This is a genomic window from Janthinobacterium sp. FW305-128 (genome assembly GCF_020858135.1).
In the GTDB taxonomy this organism is placed as follows: domain Bacteria; phylum Pseudomonadota; class Gammaproteobacteria; order Burkholderiales; family Burkholderiaceae_D; genus Janthinobacterium.
This window is the reverse complement of record NZ_JACYMK010000011.1, coordinates 22320-44566: the sequence shown is the minus strand read 5'-3', so window position 1 is coordinate 44566 and position 22247 is coordinate 22320. Positions and strand designations below refer to the sequence as shown.

17 protein-coding genes are annotated in these 22247 nt (G+C 63.4%); 4 read left to right on the top strand and 13 right to left on the bottom strand.

The annotated features are described in order from the left end of the window. Positions 1-10: 10 nt before the first annotated feature. Positions 11-898, top strand: coding sequence for a DUF2071 domain-containing protein (locus IGS60_RS21525; RefSeq protein WP_230506165.1), 888 nt, complete (start codon positions 11-13; stop codon positions 896-898). Here IGS60_RS21525 and IGS60_RS21520 read toward each other — a convergent pair. From IGS60_RS21520 to IGS60_RS21505, 4 genes are all read right to left on the bottom strand, one after another. Continuing rightward, on the bottom strand, positions 870-2471 hold the full coding sequence (locus tag IGS60_RS21520; RefSeq protein WP_230506164.1) for a PAS domain-containing methyl-accepting chemotaxis protein: 1602 nt from the start codon (positions 2469-2471) through the stop codon (positions 870-872). The genes IGS60_RS21525 and IGS60_RS21520 overlap by 29 nt on opposite strands. Before the next feature lie 145 nt (positions 2472-2616). After that, entirely contained in the window at positions 2617-3873 is a 1257-nt protein-coding gene (locus IGS60_RS21515; protein ID WP_230506163.1) for an HD-GYP domain-containing protein, read from the bottom strand. 377 nt (positions 3874-4250) lie between these two features. After that, on the bottom strand, positions 4251-4847 hold the full coding sequence (locus IGS60_RS21510; protein WP_230506162.1) for a hypothetical protein: 597 nt from the start codon (positions 4845-4847) through the stop codon (positions 4251-4253). Positions 4848-4908: 61 nt separating this feature from the next. After that, positions 4909-5274, bottom strand: coding sequence for a helix-turn-helix domain-containing protein (locus tag IGS60_RS21505; RefSeq protein WP_230506161.1), 366 nt, complete (start codon positions 5272-5274; stop codon positions 4909-4911). Positions 5275-5386: 112 nt separating this feature from the next. On the opposite strand from IGS60_RS21505, the gene IGS60_RS21500 reads away from it, so the two are divergent. Then, on the top strand, positions 5387-6094 hold the full coding sequence (locus IGS60_RS21500; protein WP_230506160.1) for a glutathione S-transferase family protein: 708 nt from the start codon (positions 5387-5389) through the stop codon (positions 6092-6094). Positions 6095-6212: 118 nt separating this feature from the next. Continuing rightward, on the top strand, positions 6213-8303 hold the full coding sequence (locus IGS60_RS21495; protein ID WP_230506159.1) for a S9 family peptidase: 2091 nt from the start codon (positions 6213-6215) through the stop codon (positions 8301-8303). Between the two features lie 102 nt (positions 8304-8405). Here the strand turns inward: IGS60_RS21495 and IGS60_RS21490 are convergent, their stop codons facing one another. From IGS60_RS21490 to IGS60_RS21455, 8 genes are all read right to left on the bottom strand, one after another. Next, the gene (locus tag IGS60_RS21490) at positions 8406-10460 is read right to left on the bottom strand and encodes an esterase-like activity of phytase family protein (protein WP_230506158.1); all 2055 of its coding nucleotides are present in this window, start codon (positions 10458-10460) and stop codon (positions 8406-8408) included. A 71-nt stretch (positions 10461-10531) separates the two neighbouring features. After that, complete coding sequence (locus IGS60_RS21485; RefSeq protein WP_230506157.1) at positions 10532-11458, bottom strand: AraC family transcriptional regulator; 927 nt, start codon at positions 11456-11458, stop codon at positions 10532-10534. Between the two features lie 55 nt (positions 11459-11513). Beyond that, entirely contained in the window at positions 11514-12419 is a 906-nt protein-coding gene (locus tag IGS60_RS21480; protein ID WP_070312312.1) for an AraC family transcriptional regulator, read from the bottom strand. Positions 12420-12434: 15 nt separating this feature from the next. After that, positions 12435-13910 (bottom strand): mannitol dehydrogenase family protein, encoded by a 1476-nt coding sequence (locus IGS60_RS21475; protein ID WP_230506156.1) that lies wholly within the window; start codon positions 13908-13910, stop codon positions 12435-12437. Beyond that, the gene (locus IGS60_RS21470) at positions 13910-14959 is read right to left on the bottom strand and encodes an ABC transporter ATP-binding protein (RefSeq protein ID WP_230506155.1); all 1050 of its coding nucleotides are present in this window, start codon (positions 14957-14959) and stop codon (positions 13910-13912) included. Before IGS60_RS21470 ends, IGS60_RS21475 begins: the two co-directional genes overlap by 1 nt. Before the next feature lie 18 nt (positions 14960-14977). Next, positions 14978-15796, bottom strand: a complete 819-nt coding sequence (locus IGS60_RS21465; RefSeq protein WP_070219870.1) for a carbohydrate ABC transporter permease — start codon at positions 15794-15796, stop codon at positions 14978-14980. A gap of 10 nt (positions 15797-15806) precedes the next feature. Continuing rightward, entirely contained in the window at positions 15807-16667 is an 861-nt protein-coding gene (locus IGS60_RS21460) for a carbohydrate ABC transporter permease (protein WP_230506154.1), read from the bottom strand. Between the two features lie 126 nt (positions 16668-16793). Beyond that, positions 16794-17999 (bottom strand): sugar ABC transporter substrate-binding protein, encoded by a 1206-nt coding sequence (locus IGS60_RS21455; RefSeq protein ID WP_230506276.1) that lies wholly within the window; start codon positions 17997-17999, stop codon positions 16794-16796. A 416-nt stretch (positions 18000-18415) separates the two neighbouring features. Here IGS60_RS21455 and IGS60_RS21450 point away from each other — a divergent pair, with 416 nt between their 5' ends. Further along, positions 18416-19684 carry a carbohydrate porin gene (locus IGS60_RS21450; protein ID WP_070308472.1) on the top strand — a complete coding sequence of 423 codons (1269 nt, stop codon included), beginning with the start codon at positions 18416-18418 and terminating at the stop codon, positions 19682-19684. Between the two features lie 109 nt (positions 19685-19793). Here IGS60_RS21450 and IGS60_RS21445 read toward each other — a convergent pair whose 3' ends face one another. After that, positions 19794-22184 carry a glycosyl hydrolase family 18 protein gene (locus tag IGS60_RS21445; RefSeq protein ID WP_306798513.1) on the bottom strand — a complete coding sequence of 797 codons (2391 nt, stop codon included), beginning with the start codon at positions 22182-22184 and terminating at the stop codon, positions 19794-19796. Positions 22185-22247 lie beyond the last annotated feature (63 nt).

Here is a 22247-nt window from a genome sequence, read left to right as displayed (position 1 = left end):
GCGCTGTTGCGTGAGTGTTACCCCTCAGTTTTTCCTCGAAAGTTCTCAATTGCAAGACAACACTTACCGCCACCCGCGCGCGGGCTGGCCGGGGCGCGTGTTTGCCGCGCTCGCCAACTGCACGCATTTCGCCGAACTGCGCCAGGCCGTCATGTCGCGCCTGCCCTTCCTGACCCTGCACAGCGACGTGCGCGACGTCGTCTACGTAAGCTGGCTGGTCGATGCCGCTGCGGCGCAGACATTATTGCCGCCGGGCGTGGCCCTGTGGCAGCGCGACGGCAAGACGCCGTTCACCGTGCTGACGTACCGCCACGGGCATTTCGGCCCTGCACTGCTCGGCCCGCTGCGCCGTCTGCTGCCGTCTCCCCTGCAAAGCAACTGGCGCCTGTACCTGGAGCGCACGCCAGCGGGCGCGCCGGATGTGCCTTGCGTGTATTTTTTGAAAAACATCATGGCCAGCCTGCCGCATGCGCTGGGCACGCGGCTGTTCAGCGATATCCTGCCGACGCACCTGGCCGCCGGCATGACGCTGGACGTCACGGCCACGCAGGCGCACTGCAGCATCGCCAGCGGCGCCGGCAGCGCCCCGGCACTGGACGTGCAAGCGGACATCACGGCGGCGCATGGCCTCGATGCCGAATGGCAGCAACTGTTCGGCAACTGGCGCGACGCCGTCGCTTTCCTCGCGTGCCAGGATGGGGCCATCGCGCACGTGCCGCGCAACGGCAAGCTGGTCTTCGGCGAAATCGACTTGCCCGTTGATGTGGATCAAGTGCAAGCGCTGACAGCCTTGCGCGCCGACTGCGGCTTGCTGGGGCAGTTGCCGCCCGTATCGAAGCCGTTTGCCTTCCTCGTGCCCAAGGTTGCCTTCAAGGCGTTGTCGGAACGCCTGCTGTAGCACCCCGGCGTTCCAGCTTGAACAGGGCCATCGCCTGTTCCAGCTGCAAGGTCTGGCCCTGCAGCGATGCGGAGGCGGCCGCCGATTCCTCGACCAGCGCCGCGTTCTGTTGCGTCACTTCATCCATTTGCGTGACGGCCATGTTGACCTGGCCGATGCCATGGCTTTGCTCGCGCGAGGCCGAGGCGATCTCTTCCATGATGCCGTGCACGCCCTGCACGGCGCCCAGCATTTCGGCGCTGCTGACGCCCGCCTGCTGCGCCAGCTTCGCGCCCGCCTGCACTTGCTCCAGCGACGCCGTGATCAATTGCTTGATTTCCGTGGCGGCCGCCGCGCTGCGATGGGCCAGGCTGCGCACTTCGCCCGCCACGACGGCAAAACCGCGCCCCTGGTCGCCCGCGCGCGCCGCTTCGACGGCCGCGTTCAAGGCCAGAATATTCGTCTGGAAAGCGATGCCTTCGATAATGCCCGTGATGTCGCCGATCTTCTTCGACGAGACGTTAATGCCCTCCATCATGCGGACCATCTGCCCGACGATTTCGCCGCCGCGCCCTGCCAGGCCGTGGACCTTGCCCGCCATGTCGCTGGCCTGCACGGCGTTGCCGCTATTTTGCTGCACCGTGGCCGCCAGCTGCTCCATGCTCGACGCCGTCTGCTGCAGGGCCGAGGCCTGCGCTTCCGTGCGGCCGGACAAATCCATATTGCCGGCGGCGATTTCCTGGCTGGCCATGCTGATGCGCAGGAAATTGCCGCGCACGTCGCCAACGATGGAATGCAGGTTCACGCGCAGTTGGCGCAAGGAACGCAGCAACTGTCCCATCTCGTCGCGCCGCGTGGTGTCGAGCTCGCCCGTCAGGTCGCCGCCCGCCATCACGTCGCAGGCCTGGCGCGCCCGCTGCAGCGGTTGCAGCACGGCGCGGTGCAAGCTGTGCCAGAAATACAGGGTCGCGCACAAAGCCAGCGCGGACAGGCCCGTCAGCCAGCCGTGGGCCGCAGCCGGCAACGCGCCCACATTCCACGCCAGTTGCAGCAGTAATACCAGGCTCAGCAAGCCCAGGTTCCAGCCGATGCGCTGGGCCAGCGGCAGGTCGCGCAAGCGCGCCAGTCTGGCCAGCCAGCCCGTGCGCACGGCCGCGCCCTGGCTGATGACGATGCCGTCGGCCTGCCCCGCCTTGATGCGCGCATACAGGGCGGACGCCTGCGCCACTTGCTGGCGCGTCGGCTTGGTGCGCACGGACATGTAGCCGACGGCCACGCCGTCTTCGACCACCGGCGTCACGTTCGCCAGCACCCAGTAATAATCGCCGCTCTTGCAGCGGTTTTTCACCATGCCGCTCCACGAGCGTCCCGAGCGGATGGTCGCCCAGAAATCGGCGAACGCTTCGGCCGGCATGTCCGGATGCCGGAGGATGTTTTGCGGCGCGCCGATCAATTCTTCCGCGCTGTAACCGCTGACGGCGATGAAATACGGGTTGGCATAGGTGATATTGCCTTGCAAGTCAGTAGTCGAGACGATGGTCTCGCTATCGCTCAGTGTGATCTCGGTATCGCTGACGGGAAGATTGAGTCGCATGGTCACATCCTCAAAAGTAGCCCGTACGGTGACGGGTTTGCGGACAAGGAACGGTCGCCAGCCAGCAAAGCGGGCACGGCACTGGCACCATTATTTTAATATTTTATTATTAACAAAATGCACTTTATTACGGCCCTGCCGGCCGTCATGCCACGGCAGGTTCGCCGGCCCAGTAACGGTCGATGTCCTGCAGGCGCCACTGGGCTGCGCTTTCCGTGGAAACGATGCGCTCCTGGCAGCCCGGCGCGGCCAGATCGAGCAGAGTCGGGACGATGCAGGTGCCGGCGCGGATGGAAAAAAACACGCGCACGGTGGGCTGGGTCAGCGGCTTGCCCGGCGACTGTCCCACCACCACGGCCAGGCGCTCCGACTGCAGCCGCACCAGGGTGCCCAGCGGATAGATGCCCAGGCATTTGACGAAGGCGGCAAACAGTTGCGCGTCCAGGTGCCCGCCGCGCCAGCCTGCCATGCGGCGCAGCGAATCGGCCGGGCACCAGCCCTGCTTGTACGGCCGGTTCGAGGTGATCGCGTCGTACACGTCGCAGATGGCGCCCATGCGCGCAAACAGGCTGATTTCCTCGCCGCGCAGCCCCTTGGGGTAGCCGCTGCCATCGAGTTTTTCATGGTGGTGCAGGCACACGTCGAGCGCCACCGGGTCGATCTCGCCCACTTCCTGCAGCATGCGGTGGCCGGCGGCCGGATGGGCGCGCACGGAGGAAAATTCCGCTTCGCTCAGGCTGCCCGGCTTGTTGAGGATGGCGGACGGCACGGCCATCTTGCCGATATCGTGCAGCAAACCCGCCAGGCCGGCCGAGCGCACCTGCTCGGGCGCCAGGCCCAGCTCCCTGGCCAGCGCCGTCATCAGCGCGCACACGGCCACCGAGTGCATATACGTGTAATTGTCGGCGGATTTCAGGCGCGCCAGGCCCAGCAGGACGTCGCCGCCGCGCTGCATCGAGGCGGCAATATCGTCGACCAGTTCGTAAGCTTGCGCCGCGGACAAGGCCTTGCCCATGCGCACCTCGTCGAACATCGTCTGCACGGCCTGGCGCGAGCGTTCGATCTGGCGCCGGGCGCGCGCCAGTTCCTCCTCGCGCGAGCGGGGCGGGCCCGGATCGGCGACGGTTTTGCTTGCGGGCACCGTCGCTGGCGCGGCCGCGGGAGCGCCTGCCGCGGCCGGCGGCGCGGCAGAAGGCACGGCGGGCGGCGCGACTTGCGGCGCCTGCCCGCGCGTCGTGTCGATCCACACTTCGCACAGGCGTGCCGAGCGGATACGCTCGAGGTCAGCCGGCGACTCCAGCAAGAAAGAACGCGTCCAGAAAGGGGTATCGAGCCAGGAACGGCCCAGACGTTCGACATACATTCCCAGCATCAGTTCGCTACTCGTTATTTTTTTCAGCACGGCGGTTCTCCAGACATTCAGATCGCAGCATTTACTTGCGCATTATCAATATCATACGCCAAAAATAACGATTACACCAAATATATTGCTTTATATGGCATAATCACAACATAAATAAAAATAATCACCAATTCTATCATTTTCATTTCGTAAAATATTGAATCAACAAATATATCAATTCAACCATATTGCCTACGCTAAACTGTATGTCTGGTGCTGATGAGGGATGCGATATGCCTGCCGGCGGCCGCGTGGGCCGCCACGCAGGCTGGACGTGCAGGAGGGAAGTGCGTGAGCGCCAGACGCCCCGAAGTGGGGCTGGCGCTATGCAGAAAGGAATGTCAGGCCGCTGGGCGAGCGGGCTGGCGGCCGGCAGCTTAGCGCGGCACGTAGCGCCAGCCGGCGTTTTCCAGCATGAAGGTCAGTTCCGTCTTGATGCCTTCCGGGCGGCTCGGCACGCTCAATTGCGTATCGCACACAAGGTAGCCCGTCTTGCGCTTGACGTCGCACTCGTTGACGGCCTTGACCTGCATGGTGCTTTGCGCTTCCTGCATCTGCACGTCCTTGGCCGCCTCCGGATTGCGCGCCACTTCTTCCTTGGCCCAGGCGCGTATCATCGCTTGCGCCTCGGCCGGCGACGGTCCCGCAAACTTGGCGTCCTTGCGCTCGACGCCGACCCAGGTGCCGTTATCGTTACGTAGCGGCAAGACCATAAAACCGTCGCGCATGCCGGCGCTCATGCCGACCAGGCACACCACCTCGCCCGGCACTTCCTGCGACTCCTGGCAACCCTGCAGGCTGGTGGCCTTGACGGGAATGGGAACCGGTATCGACGATTGCATCCTGGCTTGCGTGTTGGCCACGCCCGCCTGCACGGCGGCCTGGATGTGTTCGAGCGTGGGCATGGTAGCGGCCTGGGCCGGCAAGGCGGCGAACAGGGCGGCGGCGGTCAGGGCGAGGGTAGTCAGGCGCATGGGTGTCAAAAGTAGTGATCAAAGGCCGGCAGTCTAGCACTTTGCATAAAAACAGCTGTTTCTATACAGACATGTCCCCTACCTCGGGCGCGAGAAAGGCACCGCCCCCGTCCGCCTGTCCGCGCAGGCGCAGGCCGATGGCGCGCAGCATCTCGACCAGCTCGCGCAGGCGCAGGCCCTCGTCCGTCAGTTGATACTCGACCTTGACGGGCACTTCCGCATAGATCGTGCGCGTCAGCAAGCCCGCCTCTTCCAGCGCGCGCAAGTCCAGGGTCAGCATGCGCTGCGAGATATTCGGCACGGCGCGGCGGATTTCGCTGAAGCGCTTCGGCCCCGCCATCAGATAGCTGAGCAGCACCACTCTCCAGCGCCCGCCCAGCAAACGCATGGCTTCTTCCACTGCGCAGCCGGAGACATTGTCCTTCATGGCGATCCCTATCTGGTATAAAAAATGTACCTATACCACATTATTCTGCCTTCTTCCAAATAGTAACTATCGCGATTAGACTGCCCTTCCCTCACCTGAATGGAACTCCAGCATGGAAACCACCCTGATCTACAGCGTGCCGTTCGGCTGCTCGTTTGCCGCCATCGCCGCCCTCGAATGGAGCGGCTTGCCGTATCGCCTGGCCCGCGTGGAAGCGCGCGACCCGGCCAGCAAGCAGCATCCGGCCTTTCTCGCCATCAATCCCCTGGGCCAGACGCCGGCCCTGCTCACGCACGCGGGCACGCCGCTACTGGAAAGCATGGCGATCCTGCTGCATATCGCCGCCCGCGCGCCGGACAGCGGCCTGGGCTTTGCGCAGGGCACGCCCGCCTGCGACCGCCTGAACAGCGCGCTGTCGTTTCTGCACACGACCTTCCACGCGGCCTTCATGCCCGCCTTCCAGGCCAGCCGCGCGGCAGAAAACGATGCGCGCGCGGCCGTCTGGCGCGAAATGGCCGTCGAGAAGGTCAACAAAAGCCTGGCGCACCTGGAACGCCTGCTTGAAGGCCGCGCCTGGCTCGCTTCCGATACCGCGCCGACGATTGCCGACGCCTACCTGGCCGCCACGGCGCGCTGGGCCGAACCGCTGCAGCTGGCGCGGCTAAGCGACTATCCGCACGTGGCGCGCGTGCTGGCGGCGCTGGAACAGGACCCCGGCATCCGCTTTGCCCATGCCATCGAGGCGGGCTTGCCGGCCGCCAGCCAGGGCGGTTTCCTGGGCCACGTGGCACTCGACCAACTGGCAGTTCCGGCCGGCTAACCGGCGGTCAACTCCCGCAGCGGGCGCGTCTTTATTGCTATGATGTCGGGCTGCCGGCGGTACAGCCGGCCACGTCAATACCATATCGATAACGTCGTCATCAGAATCGGGAGTTTGAATGAGTTTACGTCTGCTGCTCTTGGGAGCATTCAGTGCCGCCATGGCCACCACCGCCGTTGCTGCGGAATCGGCGCCGGCCGCGCCGCGCGGTTTCACCGTGGAAGACATGGTCGCCATGGAACGGGTGGGCAGCCCCGTGCTGTCGCCGGACGCCACGCGCGTCGTCTACACGGTGCGCACGACCAACCTGGAGAAAAACCGCGGCAACACGCAGCTGTGGATGATCGACCTGCGCGCGCCGAACGCGGCGCCGCGCCAGCTCACGCGCGGCGACGCCAGCGCCAGCGCCCCGCAATGGTCGCCGAACGGCGACGCCATCTACTTCCTGTCCGGCCGTTCCGGCTCCTCGCAAGTGTGGCAGCTGCCCCTGAACGGCGGCGAAGCGGCCAAGGTCACCGACCTGGCGCTGGACGTCGATACCTACCGCCTGTCGCCGCAGGGCGACCGCCTGGCCTTCAGCATGGGCGTCTTCCTCGATTGCGCGGACATCGCCTGCACCAGGAAGCGCCTCGATGAAAAAGCGAAAAACAAGGCCAGCGGCATGGTCTACGACCAGATGTTCGTGCGCCACTGGGATACCTGGGCCGATGGCCGCCGCAATGCGCTGTATTCGGCACCGATCGACGCGACCGGCAAGGTCAGCGCCGCGCCCGTGAGCCTGAGCGGCACCCTCGATGGCGACGCGCCATCGAAGCCATTCGGCGACAACGGCGAATACCACTTCAGCCCGGACGGCAAGACGGTGGCCTTCTCCGTGCGCGTGGCCGGCCGCACGGAATCGTGGTCGACCAACTTCGACGTCTACACGATTCCTGCCGCCGGCGGCCAGGCGCCGCGCAACCTCACGGCCGACAATCCGGCCTGGGATGCGAAAGCCACCTACTCGCCGGACGGCCGCACCCTGGCCTACGTCGCCATGACCAAGCCTGGCTTCGAAGCGGACCGTTTTCATTTGGTGCTGATGGACGTTGCCACGGGCAAGAAACGCACCGTGGCCGACGACTGGGACCGTTCCGTGGCCGATTTCCGCTGGACGCCGGACGGCAAGGCCTTCCTCGTCGCCGCCGATGACGTGGGCCAGCACCGTCTGTTCCACATCGACGCGGCCAGCGGCAAGGTCAACGCGCTGACGGGCAAAGGCGCCGTGGGCGACTTCGACGTGCGCGGCAATACCATCGTGCTGACGCAAGCGAACCTGGCCTCGGGCGCGCAGCTGTACACGCGCAAGCTCGACGCCAAGTCCGAATCGGCACCGATGGTCCAGCTGACGAAACAGAATGCGGCAGCGCTGGCCAACGTGCGCTTCGGCGAATATGAGCAGTTCTCGTTCGCGGGCGCGGATGGCGAAACCGTCTACGGCCACGTCATGAAGCCATGGAACGCCAAGGCAGGCGAAAAATATCCGGTGGCCTTCCTCGTGCACGGCGGCCCGCAAGGCAGCTTCGGCAACAGCTGGAGCTACCGCTGGAATCCGCAAGTGTATGCGGGCGCCGGCTACGCCACCGTCTTCATCGACTTCCACGGTTCCACCGGCTATGGCCAGAAATTCACGGATGCCATCAGCGGCGACTGGGGCGGCAAGCCGCTGGTCGACCTGCAGAAGGGTCTGGAAGCGGCCACCAAGAAGTTCCCGTGGCTGGACCGCGAGCGCAGCTGCGCGCTGGGCGCGTCGTACGGCGGCTACATGATGAACTGGATCGCCGGTAACTGGCCGGACGGTTTCAAATGCCTGGTCAACCACGACGGTGTGTTCGACAACCGCGGCATGGCATACGCGACGGAAGAACTGTGGTTCACCGAGTGGGAAAACGGCGGTACCTATTACGATGCGCCAGCCAAGTACGAGCAGTTCAACCCCGTCAACTTCGTGAAGAACTGGAAGACGCCGATGCTGGTGGTGCAGGGCGACCTGGACTTCCGCATCCCTACGGCGCAAGGCCTGGGTACCTTCACGGCGCTGCAACGCCGCGGCATCCCAAGCAAGCTGCTGGTCTTCCCCGACGAAAACCACTGGGTGCTGAAGCCGGCGAATTCGCTGCTGTGGCATCACACGGTGCTCGATTGGCTCAACACTTATACAAAAAAGTAAACCAAAAAGCAAAATCTGGGGTCAGACCCGTCGGGTCTGACCCCAGCTCTACGCTAGCCGTACAGCTCACGCCTGCGGCTTTTTTACGTCCGTCAAACTACATCAATACGTATTGAGCGCCTTGGCGAACTTCACGATCCACAAACGGCTAGGACGCTCGCGGTCGTCGCCGCGCGCCACGCGGATGGTGTTGGCGGCATTGCAGCCGGCCACGCTGCTCGTGACGATGGTGCCATTGGCATCGACCGTGCACTTGGTCACGTCGGCGTCCGCCACTTCCACGCCATTCGCGTCGAAGACCTTGGTTTTCAGGCCGAAGTCATTGTCGTTGGCCAGCGCGATGGTGGAGTCGTCGATCAAGGTCAGGCCTTCGGCCTTTTCCGCCGCCCAGCCGATGGCGTTCAAGTCCAGCAGCAGCGTTTTCTTCAGCGGCGTGACAGCGGCCCAGTCGGCGCCATTGACGGCGGCGCCGCCCATGCTGCTCTTCTCCAGGTCGGACGTCGTCGCGTTGAAGGCGGCGGCCGCGATGTCGGTGGCGCCCTTCAGTTCGACCAGCATCAGCTTGTTGAAGACCTTGCCCGACGGTGCGGCGCCCTGCTCGATGACGAGGAACTTGCCGCCGCCCAGCGCCACCATGTCGCCCAGCTTGGCGTTGCCCGTGCGGCCATCCTGGTAGTCGGCCGCGTTGAGCGGATACGCATACATCTTGCCGCTGGTGCCCGTCACCGGGTCGAATTCGATCCAGCGCGTGAAGCGGGCAAAGCGCTCGACCTGTTCATTCTTCTTCGTCACAGAATATGGTGCCGTGCCGTCGGACAGAGGGCTTTGCAGGAAGGCGTACAGCTTGTCGTTGCTCGTATCTAAGGTCATGCCTTCCATGCCGCGGTTCGCGCGGCGCTTGGCGAACAGCGCCGGCAAGCCCTTGCCCGGCTCGTACTTGGCCTGGATGATACCGGTGGCCGCATCGATCTTGACGATGAAGGGACCGTATTCGTCGGACACCCACAGCGCATTGCGCTTGGCATCGACGACGATGGCTTCCGAATCGAGGCCGCCCGCATTGAAGACGGCCTTGCCGGTCGCGTCGAACTTCATCGCATCCATGACGGGCATCTCGGCAGAATTGCCGACCGCGCCCACGGGCACGGGCAAGCCCGAGCTGTTGACGGTGGCCGACACCTTGATCGGCGTCGACGAACCCAGCACGGCGCCGTTCTTGCCGACTGTGATCACGCCGAACGAAGGCGTAAAACTGGGAGACGGGAAGATCTTGCTGCCGATGGTGCCCTTGCCCGATGGATCGGGCACCAGCGGGCCGTCGCCGTTCGGGCCGCGGTCCGTCAAGCCATAGAATTCCAGGTCGCCGGCCGCGTTCTTGCCCTTGTAGGCCAGGCCGGAACCGTACGACGGCAGGAAGCCGTTCGGGAATTCTCCCTTGATTTTCGCATTCGCGCCTTCGTACGGCACGTAGAATTTGTCGGCCGCCTGGATCTGGTAGCGCGTCACCGTCACTTTCACTTCGCCGACAGGATTGGCCTGTGTCAGCGCCTCGTTGACGGGCGCGCCCGCTTTCGAGGCCAGCGTGTCTTCAAAATGCTCGCGCACGAGGGCGCGGCGTTCGGCATCGACCGTGCGGCCGGCGAATTTCCCGCCCACGCTGGCCAGGTGCGCGGCCAGGGCCGTGTTGAAGACGGCCGGAGCGGTGGCAAAGTCCAGTGTCTTGCCGGCCAGCGCGGCCTTCACTTCCGCCGTCAGCTTGATGCCGTTCGACGGATCGCTGTCGTCGTCGAGCAGTTGCAGCGCCAGCAGGCGGTTGACGACCTTGTCATCCGCCACATTCGTGCTGGCGGCCAGCGCCAGCGGCGTGACGACGGCGCCGCATGGGGCCGAACCGAGGGCCAGGCCGCTCACGCTGAAGGCTACCGTCTCGCCCGGGTTGCAAATGAATTCGCCCTTGGCATTGGTGCTGGCCTTGGGGGCGCTGCCGGCCACATAATCGAGTCCTTCCACCGCGCCGTCGAGGAACACACCCGTCTGCGCCACGGGCTTGGAAGGCTCCGCCGGCGGATTATCGCTGCCGCCGCAAGCGGCCAGGGCCAGGCCGGCGGCGATGGCCAGCAGGGTCAGTTTCGGGGTCGACGTTACAGCAGTATTCATGCATTCCTCGGCTAAGGTGGGGTTGAAGCCGTGGAGAGTAACTGCTCAAAGTGACAAGCCCATGACAGCCGTCACGCCAGTGGCGTATCCGCAACAGGTCCGCCGATGCCGCCGAAGCGGCCATCGGCCTGGCGCCGGAATTCCTTGGGCGTGACGCCCTTCACCTGCAGGAAGCGGCGGTTGAAGTTGGCCACGTTCTGGAAACCCACGTCGTAGCAGACGTTCGACACGTATTGGTCGGTGTCCATCAGCAGCTGGCACGCCTTGTTGATGCGCAGCCGGCTGACGAAATCCGTAAAGCTGTTGCCCGTCGCCTTGCGGAAGAAGCGCGAGAATTTACTCAGCGACATGCCCACCTGCTCGGCCAGCATTTCCGCCGAAATCGGCTCGCGGTAATTGTCCGTGATGTAGTTGAGGACGGAATTGACCTTGGCCAGGGTGGCGTCATCGTCATAGGAACGCAGCGAGGCGCTCGACAGCAAACGGTAGTTGGCCGTGCGCGCCAGCTTGCTCATTAATTGCACGAATTCGGCGAAGCGCTCGGCCCCATGCGTGGCGCGGATGCGCGCCAGGTGCTGTTCGGCCTCGTGGCCCATGTCGAAAAACTCCACGCCATAGCTGGAGCGTTCGAGCAGCGGCAGCAGTTCGCGCAATTCGGGAATCACGCGCGCGGCGCCGGCCAGCGGCGCATGGGCGAACTGCACGATCATGTCGCGCAGGGGCACGCCGCCATCCGGCATCACGTTGGAAATCCAGTTGTGCGGCAGGCGCGGGCCCGTCAGCACCAGGTGGCCGGGCGAGAATTCGCCGATATAGTCGCCCACGAACAGGCGCCCGCTGGTGGCGACGATCAGGTGCAGCTCATACTCTTCATGGCAGTGCCAGCGCACGCGCGAGCTGGGATAGCCATGTTCCAGGTAATTGATGATGCCGTCGTAGCTTTCGCGTTCCAGCTCGGGCGCCTTGCGCTCGCTGTCCTTGTGCCATAGGTGTTCCATGCTTGTCTCTCTCAGGCTGTCCCCGCCCGTGCCATCGAATGTACCTCAAAAAGCTTCACTCGCCAAAACGGCCCAGCGCCTGCTGGCGAAACTCCTTCGGCGTCATGCCCTTCAATTCCAGGAAGCGCCGGTTGAAATTGGCCACATTGTTAAAACCCGCCTCGTAGCAGATGTTGCTCACATAGCGCTCCGTCTCCATCAGCAGCTGGCACGCCTTGTTGATGCGCAGGCGGTTGACGAAGTCCGTGAAGCTGTTGCCCGTGGCGCTGCGAAAGAAGCGCGAAAAGGTCCGCTCGGGCATGTCCACCTGCTCGGCCAGCTGTTTCAGCGAGAACTGGCTGCTGTAATTGTGCACGATGAAGTTGATGGCCGAGCTGATGCGCGCCAGCGCCACGTCGTCGTCGCTCGACTGCATGGGCACCGTCGACAGCAGCTGGTAGTCGCTGGTCTGCGCCAGCTCTCCCAGCAGGGTGAGAAATTCGATGAAGCGCGGCAGGCCGCTCGTGTCGCGGATGCGCCGGAAGCGCCGCAGCGACTGCTCGCTGACGCCAAAGAATTCCACGCCATGCAGGGCGCGCTGCAGCAGCGGGAAGATGCCCTTCAATTCGGGAATGGCGGCCGCCATCGACGCCAGCGGCGCATGGCCGAACTGGATCACCATGTCGCGCAGGGCCACGCCCTCGGCCGGCGTGTCGAGCGAGACCCAGTTGTGCGGCACGCGCGGCCCCGTCAGCACCAGGTGGCCAGGCGTGAACTGGCCGATATAGTCGCCGACAAAGACCTTGCCGCTGCTCTCGACGATCAGGTGCAGTTCGTACTCGTCGTGGTAATGCCAGCGCACCAGCGCATTCGGAAAGCCGTGCTCGAGGTAGCGGATGAAGCCGAAACTGCCTTTCGGCTCGAAGCCTGGCGTGGCGTCGCGCTGCTGTTCCAGCTCCATCTGCGGCAACGACGGTGGCATGACGCGCCCTCCCCGTCAGGCGACGATCTGTTCCAGCGCCGCGCGCGCGCCCAGCCCATACAGGCTGGCCAGCGACTGCCCCACCGCCTGCGTGAACGCGGGTGCGTCGGACAGGTCGCCAAACAGCTCGCGCAAGGACAGCAGCGCCGCGGCGTCCGCCTTTCCCTGCAGCGCCAGCGCGCGCAGGCGCACCGCGTACGGGTCGTTCAAGGGCATCTCGCGCCCCGCTTCGTCGTGGCCTTCCAGGTAGCGGAACCAGCACGCCACGGTAAACGCCAGCAGCTTGATGGCGCCGCCCCGGGCCAGCGCTTCGCGCACGGACGGCAGCACGAATTTCGGGATCCGCGCCGAGCCTTCCGTGCCGATGCGCGCCAGCTGGTCGCGCACGGCCGGATTCGAAAAGCGCTCGATCAGGGTGTCCTTGTATTGCGCCAGATCGATGCCTTCCACGCTATCGAGCAAAGGCGTGACCTCGTCATCCATCATGCGCCGCACGAGCGCGCGGATGCCCGCATCCTCCATCGCTTCATGCGCAAACGTGTAGCCGAGCTGCATGCCGATGTAGCACAGGGCCTGGTGGCTGGCATTCAACAAGCGCAGCTTCATCTTTTCATACGGCAGCACGTCGTGCGTCATCTGCGCACCCACCAATTCCCAGGCCGGCCGGCCCTGCGGGAATTCGTCTTCGATGACCCACTGGCGGAACGGTTCGCACACGACGGGCCAGGCGTCGACGATGCCGAAGCTGTCGCGCACCAGCGCCCGGTGTTCATCGGTGGTGGCCGGCGTGATGCGGTCGACCATGCTGTTGGGGAAGCTGCCATGCGTGGCCAGCCAGCGCGCCAGTTCTGCATCGCGCAAGGCGACAAAGGCCAGCAGCATCTTGCGCGTCACATCGCCATTGTTTTGCAGGTTATCGCAGGACATGATGGTAAATGGCGCCAGTCCCCGCTGGCGGCGCAGTGCCAGCGCGGCGGCCAGGTAGCCGAACGAGCAGCGCGGCGCCTCCGGGTGCGCCAGTTCCTGCACGATGTCGGGGTGCTGCGCATCGAATTCGCCCGTGCCCTGGTTGACGTAATAGCCGCCTTCGGTGATGGTCAGCGCGACGATGCGCGTGCCGGGGTCGGCCAGCTTTTCCAGCACGGCTTGCGGCTCGTCGGGCGCATACAGGTAGTCGCCGATGCAGCCGATGATGCGCGCGCTATCACCGGCCGCGCTGCGCTCGACCACCGTATATAAACCGTCCTGCGACCGCATGGCGTCGCGCATGGCCGCATCATGCGCGAGCAAGCCCACGCCGCAGTATCCCCATTCTGCGTTGCCGGGCAAGGCCAGCAAATCGTCGAGGTACACGGCCTGGTGGGCGCGAAAAAAACCGCCCACGCCGATATGCACGATGCCGGGCACGAGCGCCTCGCGCGCATACGCGGGCACGGCGACGTTCGCCGGCAGCTTGGCCAGGTTCGATTGCTTCAATGCGATCGCTTCCATTACAGCACCCCTTTCGCCGCCGCGTAGGTCTTGCCGGCGCGGTCGAAATAATGGACGAAGCCCGGCTCGAACGTCAGATGCGTCTGCTGGCCCGGCTGCAGGCTGCTGCGCTCCGCGCCGCGCGACACCACCTGCACATTGTTCGGCAGGCGCACATAGGTCAGCGTTTCCACGCCCAAGGACTCCACCAGGTCGACGGTGACGGGCACGCTGCCCGGCTGCGCCGCGCCCAGGTGCACGTGCTCGGGGCGGATGCCGACAAAGCCGTCCGCCTGCGCCGCGCTGCCCGCCTGCGCCAGCAGCTGCGGCGCCGCATCGGCGGGCACCACGTTCATGCTGGGCGTGCCGATGAATTGCGCGACGAAGCGGTTGGCGGGACGGTCATACAGTTCCAATGGCGAGCCATGCTGCTCGATCTGGCCGTCGCGCAGCACCACCACGCGGTCGGCCAGGGTCATCGCCTCGACCTGGTCGTGCGTGACATAGATGGTGGTGGCGCCCAGCTCGCGGTGCAGCTTGGCGATCTCGATGCGCGTCTGCACGCGCAGGGCCGCATCGAGGTTCGACAGCGGCTCGTCGAACAGGAACACTTTCGGATCGCGCACGATGGCGCGGCCGATGGCCACCCGCTGGCGCTGGCCGCCCGACAATTCCTTCGGCGTGCGCTCCAGGTAACGCCCAAGGTCGAGGATGGCGGCCGCCTTGTCGACTTTTTCGCGGATGATGGCCGGATCGACGCCGGCCAGTTTCAGCGCGAACGACATGTTCTGGAACACCGTCATGTGCGGATACAGCGCGTACGACTGGAATACCATCGCCAGGTCGCGCTTGGACGATGGCAGCGCCGTAATGTCGCGCCCGTCGAGCGACAGCTTGCCGCCGTCGATCGGTTCCAGGCCCGCGATCAGGCGCAGCAGGGTGGATTTGCCGCAGCCGGACGGCCCCACGAAGACGACGAACTCGCCCTGCCGGATCTCCAGGTCGATGCCCTTGATGGCGCGGTGCTCGCCAAAGAATTTCTCGATATTGCTCAGTTGAAGGTAAGCCATGATGTCATCCAATAGTGTTTACTTAACAGCGCCGAAGGTCATACCCTGGACCAATTGTTTCTGGCAGAACCAGCCCAGTGCCATGATGGGCGCGATGGCCATCAGGGAAGCGGCCGACAATTTGGCCCAGAACAGACCTTCCGGGCTCGAATACGAGGCGATGAGCCAGGCCAGGGTGCCCGCGTTGGAGGCGCCCAGGTTCAGCGACCAGAACGATTCATTCCACGACCACACCATGCAGACCAGCGCCGTGGAAGCGATGCCGCCCACGGACAGGGGCAGCACGACGTGACGGAATTCATCCCACACGGTGGCGCCGTCCATGCGCGAGGCCTCGAGGATTTCGCGCGGCAGCTCCTTCATGCTCGTGTACAGCAGCCAGATCATGATGGGCAGGTTCATCAGCATGAACATGATGGTCAGGCCGATGCGCGTATCGAGCAGGCCGAAGTACTGGTAGCAGATATAGATGGGCATCAGCGCGCCCACGCCGGGCATGTAGCGCGAACTGAGCATGAATTTCAGCAAGCCGATGGTGCCGCCCGTGGGAAAGAAGGCCATCGAATACGCGGCCGGGATGGCGATCAAGAGGCCGATGGCCGTCGATACCACGCTGGTAAACAGCGAGTTCCACGCGTAGCCGAAGTAATTGTCGCGCGCCAGCACTTCACGGAAGCTGTCCAGGGTCGGCGTGAAAAACAGCAGGGGCGGCGTGGAAATGGCTTGCCCTTCCGTCTTGAAGGCCATCAGACCCAACCAAAAGATGGGAAAGAACAGCAGCAGCGCGCACAGCCAGGCGGCGGCCGTGCGGCCATACAGATTGAGTTTGCTATGCATCAAGGTCTCCTTATTTCGACAGATTCTTGCCGATGACGCGCATCAGGAAGAAGGCGGCGATGTTGGCGATGAGCACGGCGAACAGGGCGCCGGCGGAAGCCGCTCCCACGTCATACGACAGCAGTGCCTGCTGATAGATCATGAAGGTGATGGTGGTCGTGTCGAAGCCGGGACCGCCGCCCGTGGTGGTAAAGATTTCCGCAAAGATCGACAGCAAGAAAATCATCTCGATCATCAGCACCACCGAGACGGCGCGGCCCAGGTGGGGAATGTAGAGATAGCGCAGTTGCTGCACATAGGTGGCGCCATCCATGCGGGCCGCCTCCAGCTGTTCGCGGTCCATCGATTGCAGGGCCGTCATGAAGATCAGGCAGGCAAACGGCAGCCATTGCCAGGAGACCATCATGATGATGGAAAACAGGGGGTGGGCCGACAGCCAGTCAACGGGCGTGGCGCCAAAGAAGAGACTGATCTGCGCAAACAGGCCGTAGATCGGGTTGAGCAGCATGTTCTTCCACATCAGGGCATTGACGGCCGGCATGACGAGAAACGGCGAAATCAGCAGCACGCGCACGATGGCGCGCCCCGGGAACGCTTCATTGATCAGCAAGCCCAGCGCCGTGCCCAGCAACACCGTGATCAGCATGACGGAAAACAGCAAGGTGAACGTGTTCTGCAAAGCCGGCAGGAACGAGGCATCGGTAAAGAAAAAGTGGAAATTGGCCAGACCATGGAAAGGATGGCCGCTCGGATCGAGCATGGAATAGCGCACGAACGCGTAATACAGGGTGATCAACAACGGGATCACGGAAATGACGGAGACGGCAAGCACGGCCGGCGTCAGCAAAGTCCGGGGGATAATGCGTTTCATAGGATACTCTTGGGACGTGAGGGAATGATCATCAACAGAAATCCGGGGTCAGACCCGTCGGGTCTGACCCCAGTTTTAAGCCACCAATCTCTTCGCCTGTTGATAAACCAGACGGCAAGAAAGGTCTTACCTGTAGTACCCGCCCTTGCGCATCTCACGCTCAGCCGTCTGCTGCGACAACTCCAGCGCCTGGTCCACCGTCACCTTGCCCAGCAGCGCTGCCGCCATCTGCTGGCCGGCGGCCACGCCGATCACCTGGAATTCGGGAATCGACGCGAATTGCACGCCCACGTACGGCGACGGCGGCAAGGTGCTTTGCACGGCGCGTGTGGTGGCCAGGGCCTTGCCTTCGGCGGCGGCAAATTTCGCCACTTTCTGGAACTCGGGGCTCGCATACGTCGACTTGCGCGTGCCCGTCGGCACGTTCGCCCAGCTCGTTTCCTTGGCCACCAGTTTCACGTAATCGGGCGAGGTGGCCCAGTTGATGAAGCGCTGCGCCTCGTTCGGATGCTTCGAGCTCGACGGGATGGCCAGCGACCAGATCCACAGCCAGTTGGCACCCCGCTCCGTCACGCCGACGGGCGACTGGGCGAACGCCACCTTGTCGGCCACCTTGCTTTGCTTCGGATCGGTGATGAAGGAGGCGGCGATCGTCGCGTCGATCCAGATGCCGCACTTGCCCTGGTTGAACAGCGCGAGGTTTTCATTGAAGCTGTTGGCCGCCGCGCCCGGCGGGCCGTATTTCTTCATCAGGTCGACATACATGGTGACCGCGTCCTTCCACGGCTTGCTGGTAAATTGCGGCTTCCATTGCATGTCGAACAGCTGGCCGCCGTAGGAATTGGCCATGGTGGTGATCAGCGCCATGTTGTCGCCCCAGCCCGGCTTGCCGCGCAGGCAGATGCCGTACACGCCGTTGGCCGGATCGTGCAGCTTGGCCGCCACGTCGCGCAACTGGTTCCAGCTGGGGCGGTCTTCGATCGTCACGCCCGCCTTTTTGACCAGGTCGCTGCGGTACATGATCATCGAGCTTTCGCCATAGAACGGCGACGCGTACAGCTTGCCGTCGCCGGAGAGGCCTTCGCGGATGGCGGGCAGCAGATCGTCGATATCGTATTTGGCGTCCGGCTTGATCGGGATCAACCAGTTTTTCTTGCCCCAGATGGGCGTTTCATACAGGCCGATGGTCATCACGTCGAACTGGCCGCCCTTGGTGGCGATATCGGTGGTCATGCGCTGGCGCAAGACACCCTCTTCCAGGGTCACCCACTTGAGCTTGATGTCGGGATTGGCTTGCTCGAAGAACTTGCTGAGCTTTTGCATTTCGATCATGTGGCCGTTGTTGACGGTGGCGATGACGAGGTCGGTTGCGGCAAAAGCGGACGAGCTGAGGCAGAGCGCGCCGGCGCACAGCGCGGCAATGGCGGAACGTTTCATTATGTGTCTCCAGTGTTTTTTGTCGTTGGCAATGCTCAGGTACTTAGCACCACGACCACAATGTAGCACCGGACTTTGATACTTTCTGATACTCCAAAACCGCAATTCGATACTCTTTTGCACCCCCTCCATGCACCAGAGTATCGATATTGAGTAAAAACAACACTTTGAAAGAAAGTATCGGTACTTGTTCGATTTGTATCAGGGTGGTTAAAAAAGCGCTGCTAGACTTGGTTTTCGGCATTAGACCGTGTGCGGTGACCGGCCTTTCGGGGCGCCACCGCTACCACCAACATTCTTCTGGAGACCGCATGAATCGCACTGCATTGAAAACTTTACCTGCCCTGCTCCTGGCCATTGCCAGCGCTTCCGCCATGGCCGACCCCATGTACCCAAGCGACGCCGAAGGCTTCCATGGCTACTTGCGCGCCGGCGCTGGCAGCAACACCTCGGGCGGCGGCGGTTCGCAAGGCTGCTTCGGTCTGGGCGGCAATACCATGAAATATCGTCTGGGCAATGAGTGCGACGCCTACACGGAATTCGGCTACACCAAGTCCGTCGCCCAGTCCGGCGGCGTGAACTACCTGGCCACCATCTGGGTCAACGCCTACGCGCCCAACTCGGATTTCGGCGACAACAAACTGGGCATCGTCAAGGCCTATGTCGAAGCACAGGGACTCGATTTCCTGAACGGCGGCACGGCCTGGATCGGCAAGCGCTTCTACTACCGTCCTGACATCCACATGCTGGACTTGCAGTACATCAACATGAACGGCACGGGCGCCGGCCTGGACCGTATTCCTGCCGGCCCCGGTAAATTCTCGTACGCTTTCTTCAAGGACAACGACATCAACACCGTGTCGAAGACCGGCGTCGTCAGCACCAAATCGGCCGTGCGCCAGAACTTCATCTACGGCGAGATTCCCGTCAATGAAAACGGCACCCTGGACCTGGCCGCGACCTACATCATCGGCGAAGGCAAGGACAACGACGCTTACGGCCAGAAGCACAATGGCTGGCAATTGTCGGCCTTCCACCGTCAAGCGAAAGTGTTCGGCGGCGGCAATACCTTCGGCGTGCAGTACGGCGTCGGTCCTGGCACCGGCAAGGGCGCGCAGTTCGGCGCGTCGGGCGACACCAATTTCGGTTCGGACGTGAAACGCACGCGCATCTTCAATGACATGGCGATCCAGCCGATGGCCAACTTCGGCATGGAATTTGTCGCCCTGTGGCAAAAAGACGAATCGAACGCCAACGGTTCCTCGACCTGGACCTCGGTCGGCGTGCGTCCCGTGTACGCGTTCACCAACAACTTCAAGCTGGTGGGCGAACTGGGCACGGACCGCGTGACGCAAGCGGGCGGCCTGCCGGCCAAGCGCCTGACCAAGCTGACCATCGCCCCGACGATCTCGGCCGGCCCTGGCCTGTGGTCGCGCCCTGAACTGCGCGCTTTCGTGACCTACGGCAAATGGAACGATGCGGCCACCGCCTCGGTCAATGCGTCGAACAACGGCGGCCCGATCTACAACAACAATACCAGCGGCACGTCATACGGTTTCCAGGTAGAGACGTGGTTTTAAGCTGAAACAACCCAGAAGCAAAGGCTGGGGTCAGACCCGACGGGTCTGACCCCGAAAAAAGGGCGGAACCGCGGTTCCGCCCTTCTCTGTTTACCCTGCCGGATTCAACTTACGGCAAGGCCACCGGCAGTTCCGGATACTCCTGCGTCAAGGCATACTTGGTGCCGCCCACGGTGACCGTGTAGTTGGCCGGTCCCGAGATCGGCAGGCGGTAGTTCAGGGTCAGCGCCACGGAGCCGCCCGGCGCCAGCGATTGCCAGGCGGGAATCGCAAAGCGGGCCCGGTTGTAGTTCTTCGTGAAGCCGCCGATATTGTTCGGCCCCGTGTAGCCGGCATTGATCACCGTCAAGCCGAAGCCGGACTGGTCGCTCATGTCCGACGGCGCCGACACGGGATAGTCGAACTCCACCACGGTGCCGCCCGGCAGGGTCGACGTGGTGTTGTTCTTCACCGTCATCACCGGGTTGATGGGGAAGTTGTTGTCGCCCAGCTTCCAGCCGCCCAGGGTGATGCTGACGTTGGCCGCCGTGCCCGGCATGGCGATTTCGGCGCGCTTGTTGCCGTACGCGCCAGCCGTGCGGAATGCCTGGTACAGCACGTCCGTCAAGGTGGTGCCCATGAAGTACTCGCCCTTGCCGCCATTACGCGTGGCATCCCAGGCATAGTCGCCCGCCATTTCCCAGATCATCACGCCGCCGATATTGTTGTTGACGATGTACTGGGCCTTGGCCGCGATCGACTGCGTGGTTTCCGTCGAAATGAAGACTTTCTTGGTCGCATTCCACAGCCACGGCGCCACCATGGTGCTGCTGTAGTACGGCACATACGTGCCTACCAGCGCCTTGTCCGTGACTTTATACGCGTCCAGGTAGCTTGGAACGATACCGTTTTGCAAGTTCAACGCATGCCAGATGGGATTGCCGCCGCCTGGCGTGGGCTTGCCTTGTGTATCGAGGTCGTACCACACGTTGTCGATGCCCGTGGCGCCCGTGCCGCACGTCTTGGTGCCGGCGCAGGTGACGGTGGAGCTGATCAGCGGCGTCGTGCCCCACAAGCCATTGGTGCCGCCCGTCACATCCTTCCAGCCCCGCGTGTAGAACGGCACGCCGATATTGATGCGGCCCGCCTGCATGGCGCCCCGGTAGTAGCGGTAGGCCCAGTCCGTGTTCAGGTAGCCGATGTTCTGGAACTGGTAGGCGTTACCGGCACGCAATTCGCCATCGTTGCCATCGTCAAACAGCGCCGCGTTCGGTCCCACGTACTGATTCCACGCACCGTGCAAGTCATAGCTCATCAGGCTGGCGTAATCGAGATATTTCAATCCCGACATGTTTTCCTCGCCCCGCAAGACCCAGCCCGAGGCGGAACCAGCGATGGTGAGCAGATAGTATTTATTGTCCTGCACGGCCGCTTCGTCGAGCTTCTGGCGCAGCACTTTCAGCAGCACGTTGTAGCTCGTCATCAGCCCGGCCAGCCGCGGTTTCGAGACGGCGAAGTCGTTCGGATTACCCGCTTCATTGTTGGTGGTCGGGTGTTCGTAATCGACGTCGACGCCATCGAAGAAGTTGTACTGGCGCACGAAGGCCACCATCGAGTCGGCCAGGGTGTTGATGCCGGCCGTGTTGATGCTGCCGTCCGCGTTCGTCGTGGCCGTGTAGAAGCCGCCGCTGCCGGCCCAGCCGCCCACGGAGATCATCAGTTTCACGCTCGGATACTTCTTCTTGTATTGGGCCAGCAAGTTGAAATGGCCCTTGTACGGCAGGGACGGGTCCATGGCCGCGGCCGGCACGTTCGGCCAGGTGAGGCCCGTATCGGGATTGGCCGCGCCACTGCCGATGGCGATCTTCGACGTGGCCGGATCGACGGAAGCGAACGCATAGTTCAGGTGGGTGATCTTGTCCCAGGGCAGGTTATTCACCAGGTAAGTCGGGCTGCCATCGACACCCGTGCGCCAGCTGGCGAAATAGCCGACGATGCGCCGGTTCAAGCCATTGCCCAGCACTTCGCGCCCATTCGCGTCATATACCTTGCAATACGGCACATTCGGCACGGCCGAAATCAGGCCGTCCGGACGGCAAGCCGTGGGGGTTGGCGTGGGGGTTGGCGTGGGGGTTGGCGTGGGAGTCGGCGTTGGGGTCGGAGTCGGAGTCGGAGTCGGTGTCGGTGTCGGTGTCGGTGTCGGTGTCGGTGTCGGCGTCGGCGTCGGCGTCGGGGTCGGGGTTGGTGTCGGAGTTGGCGTTGGCGTATCGATCACGGCCCATGGACCCCACTGGTCGGCGGTGCTGGGGACATTGCCTTGCGTCCACCATTTGGCCTTGTAGGTGACACCCTGGTACGTCACGCACTGGCCGCCCGTGTAGACGGTGGCGGCATCCCAGACGGCGCACGCTTCCACGGCGGCGAGCAAGGTGTTTGGCGTGGCGGTCGTGCCTTCCTGGCCCCCGCCGCAAGCGACGAGCACGCCGCTGAGCAGGGCCATCAATAATGCATTCGATTTCATGTTGTATTGGTCTCCGTTATGGTTTTACATCGAGAGCTGTTGCAGGCCCCTCGAGGGGCTCTT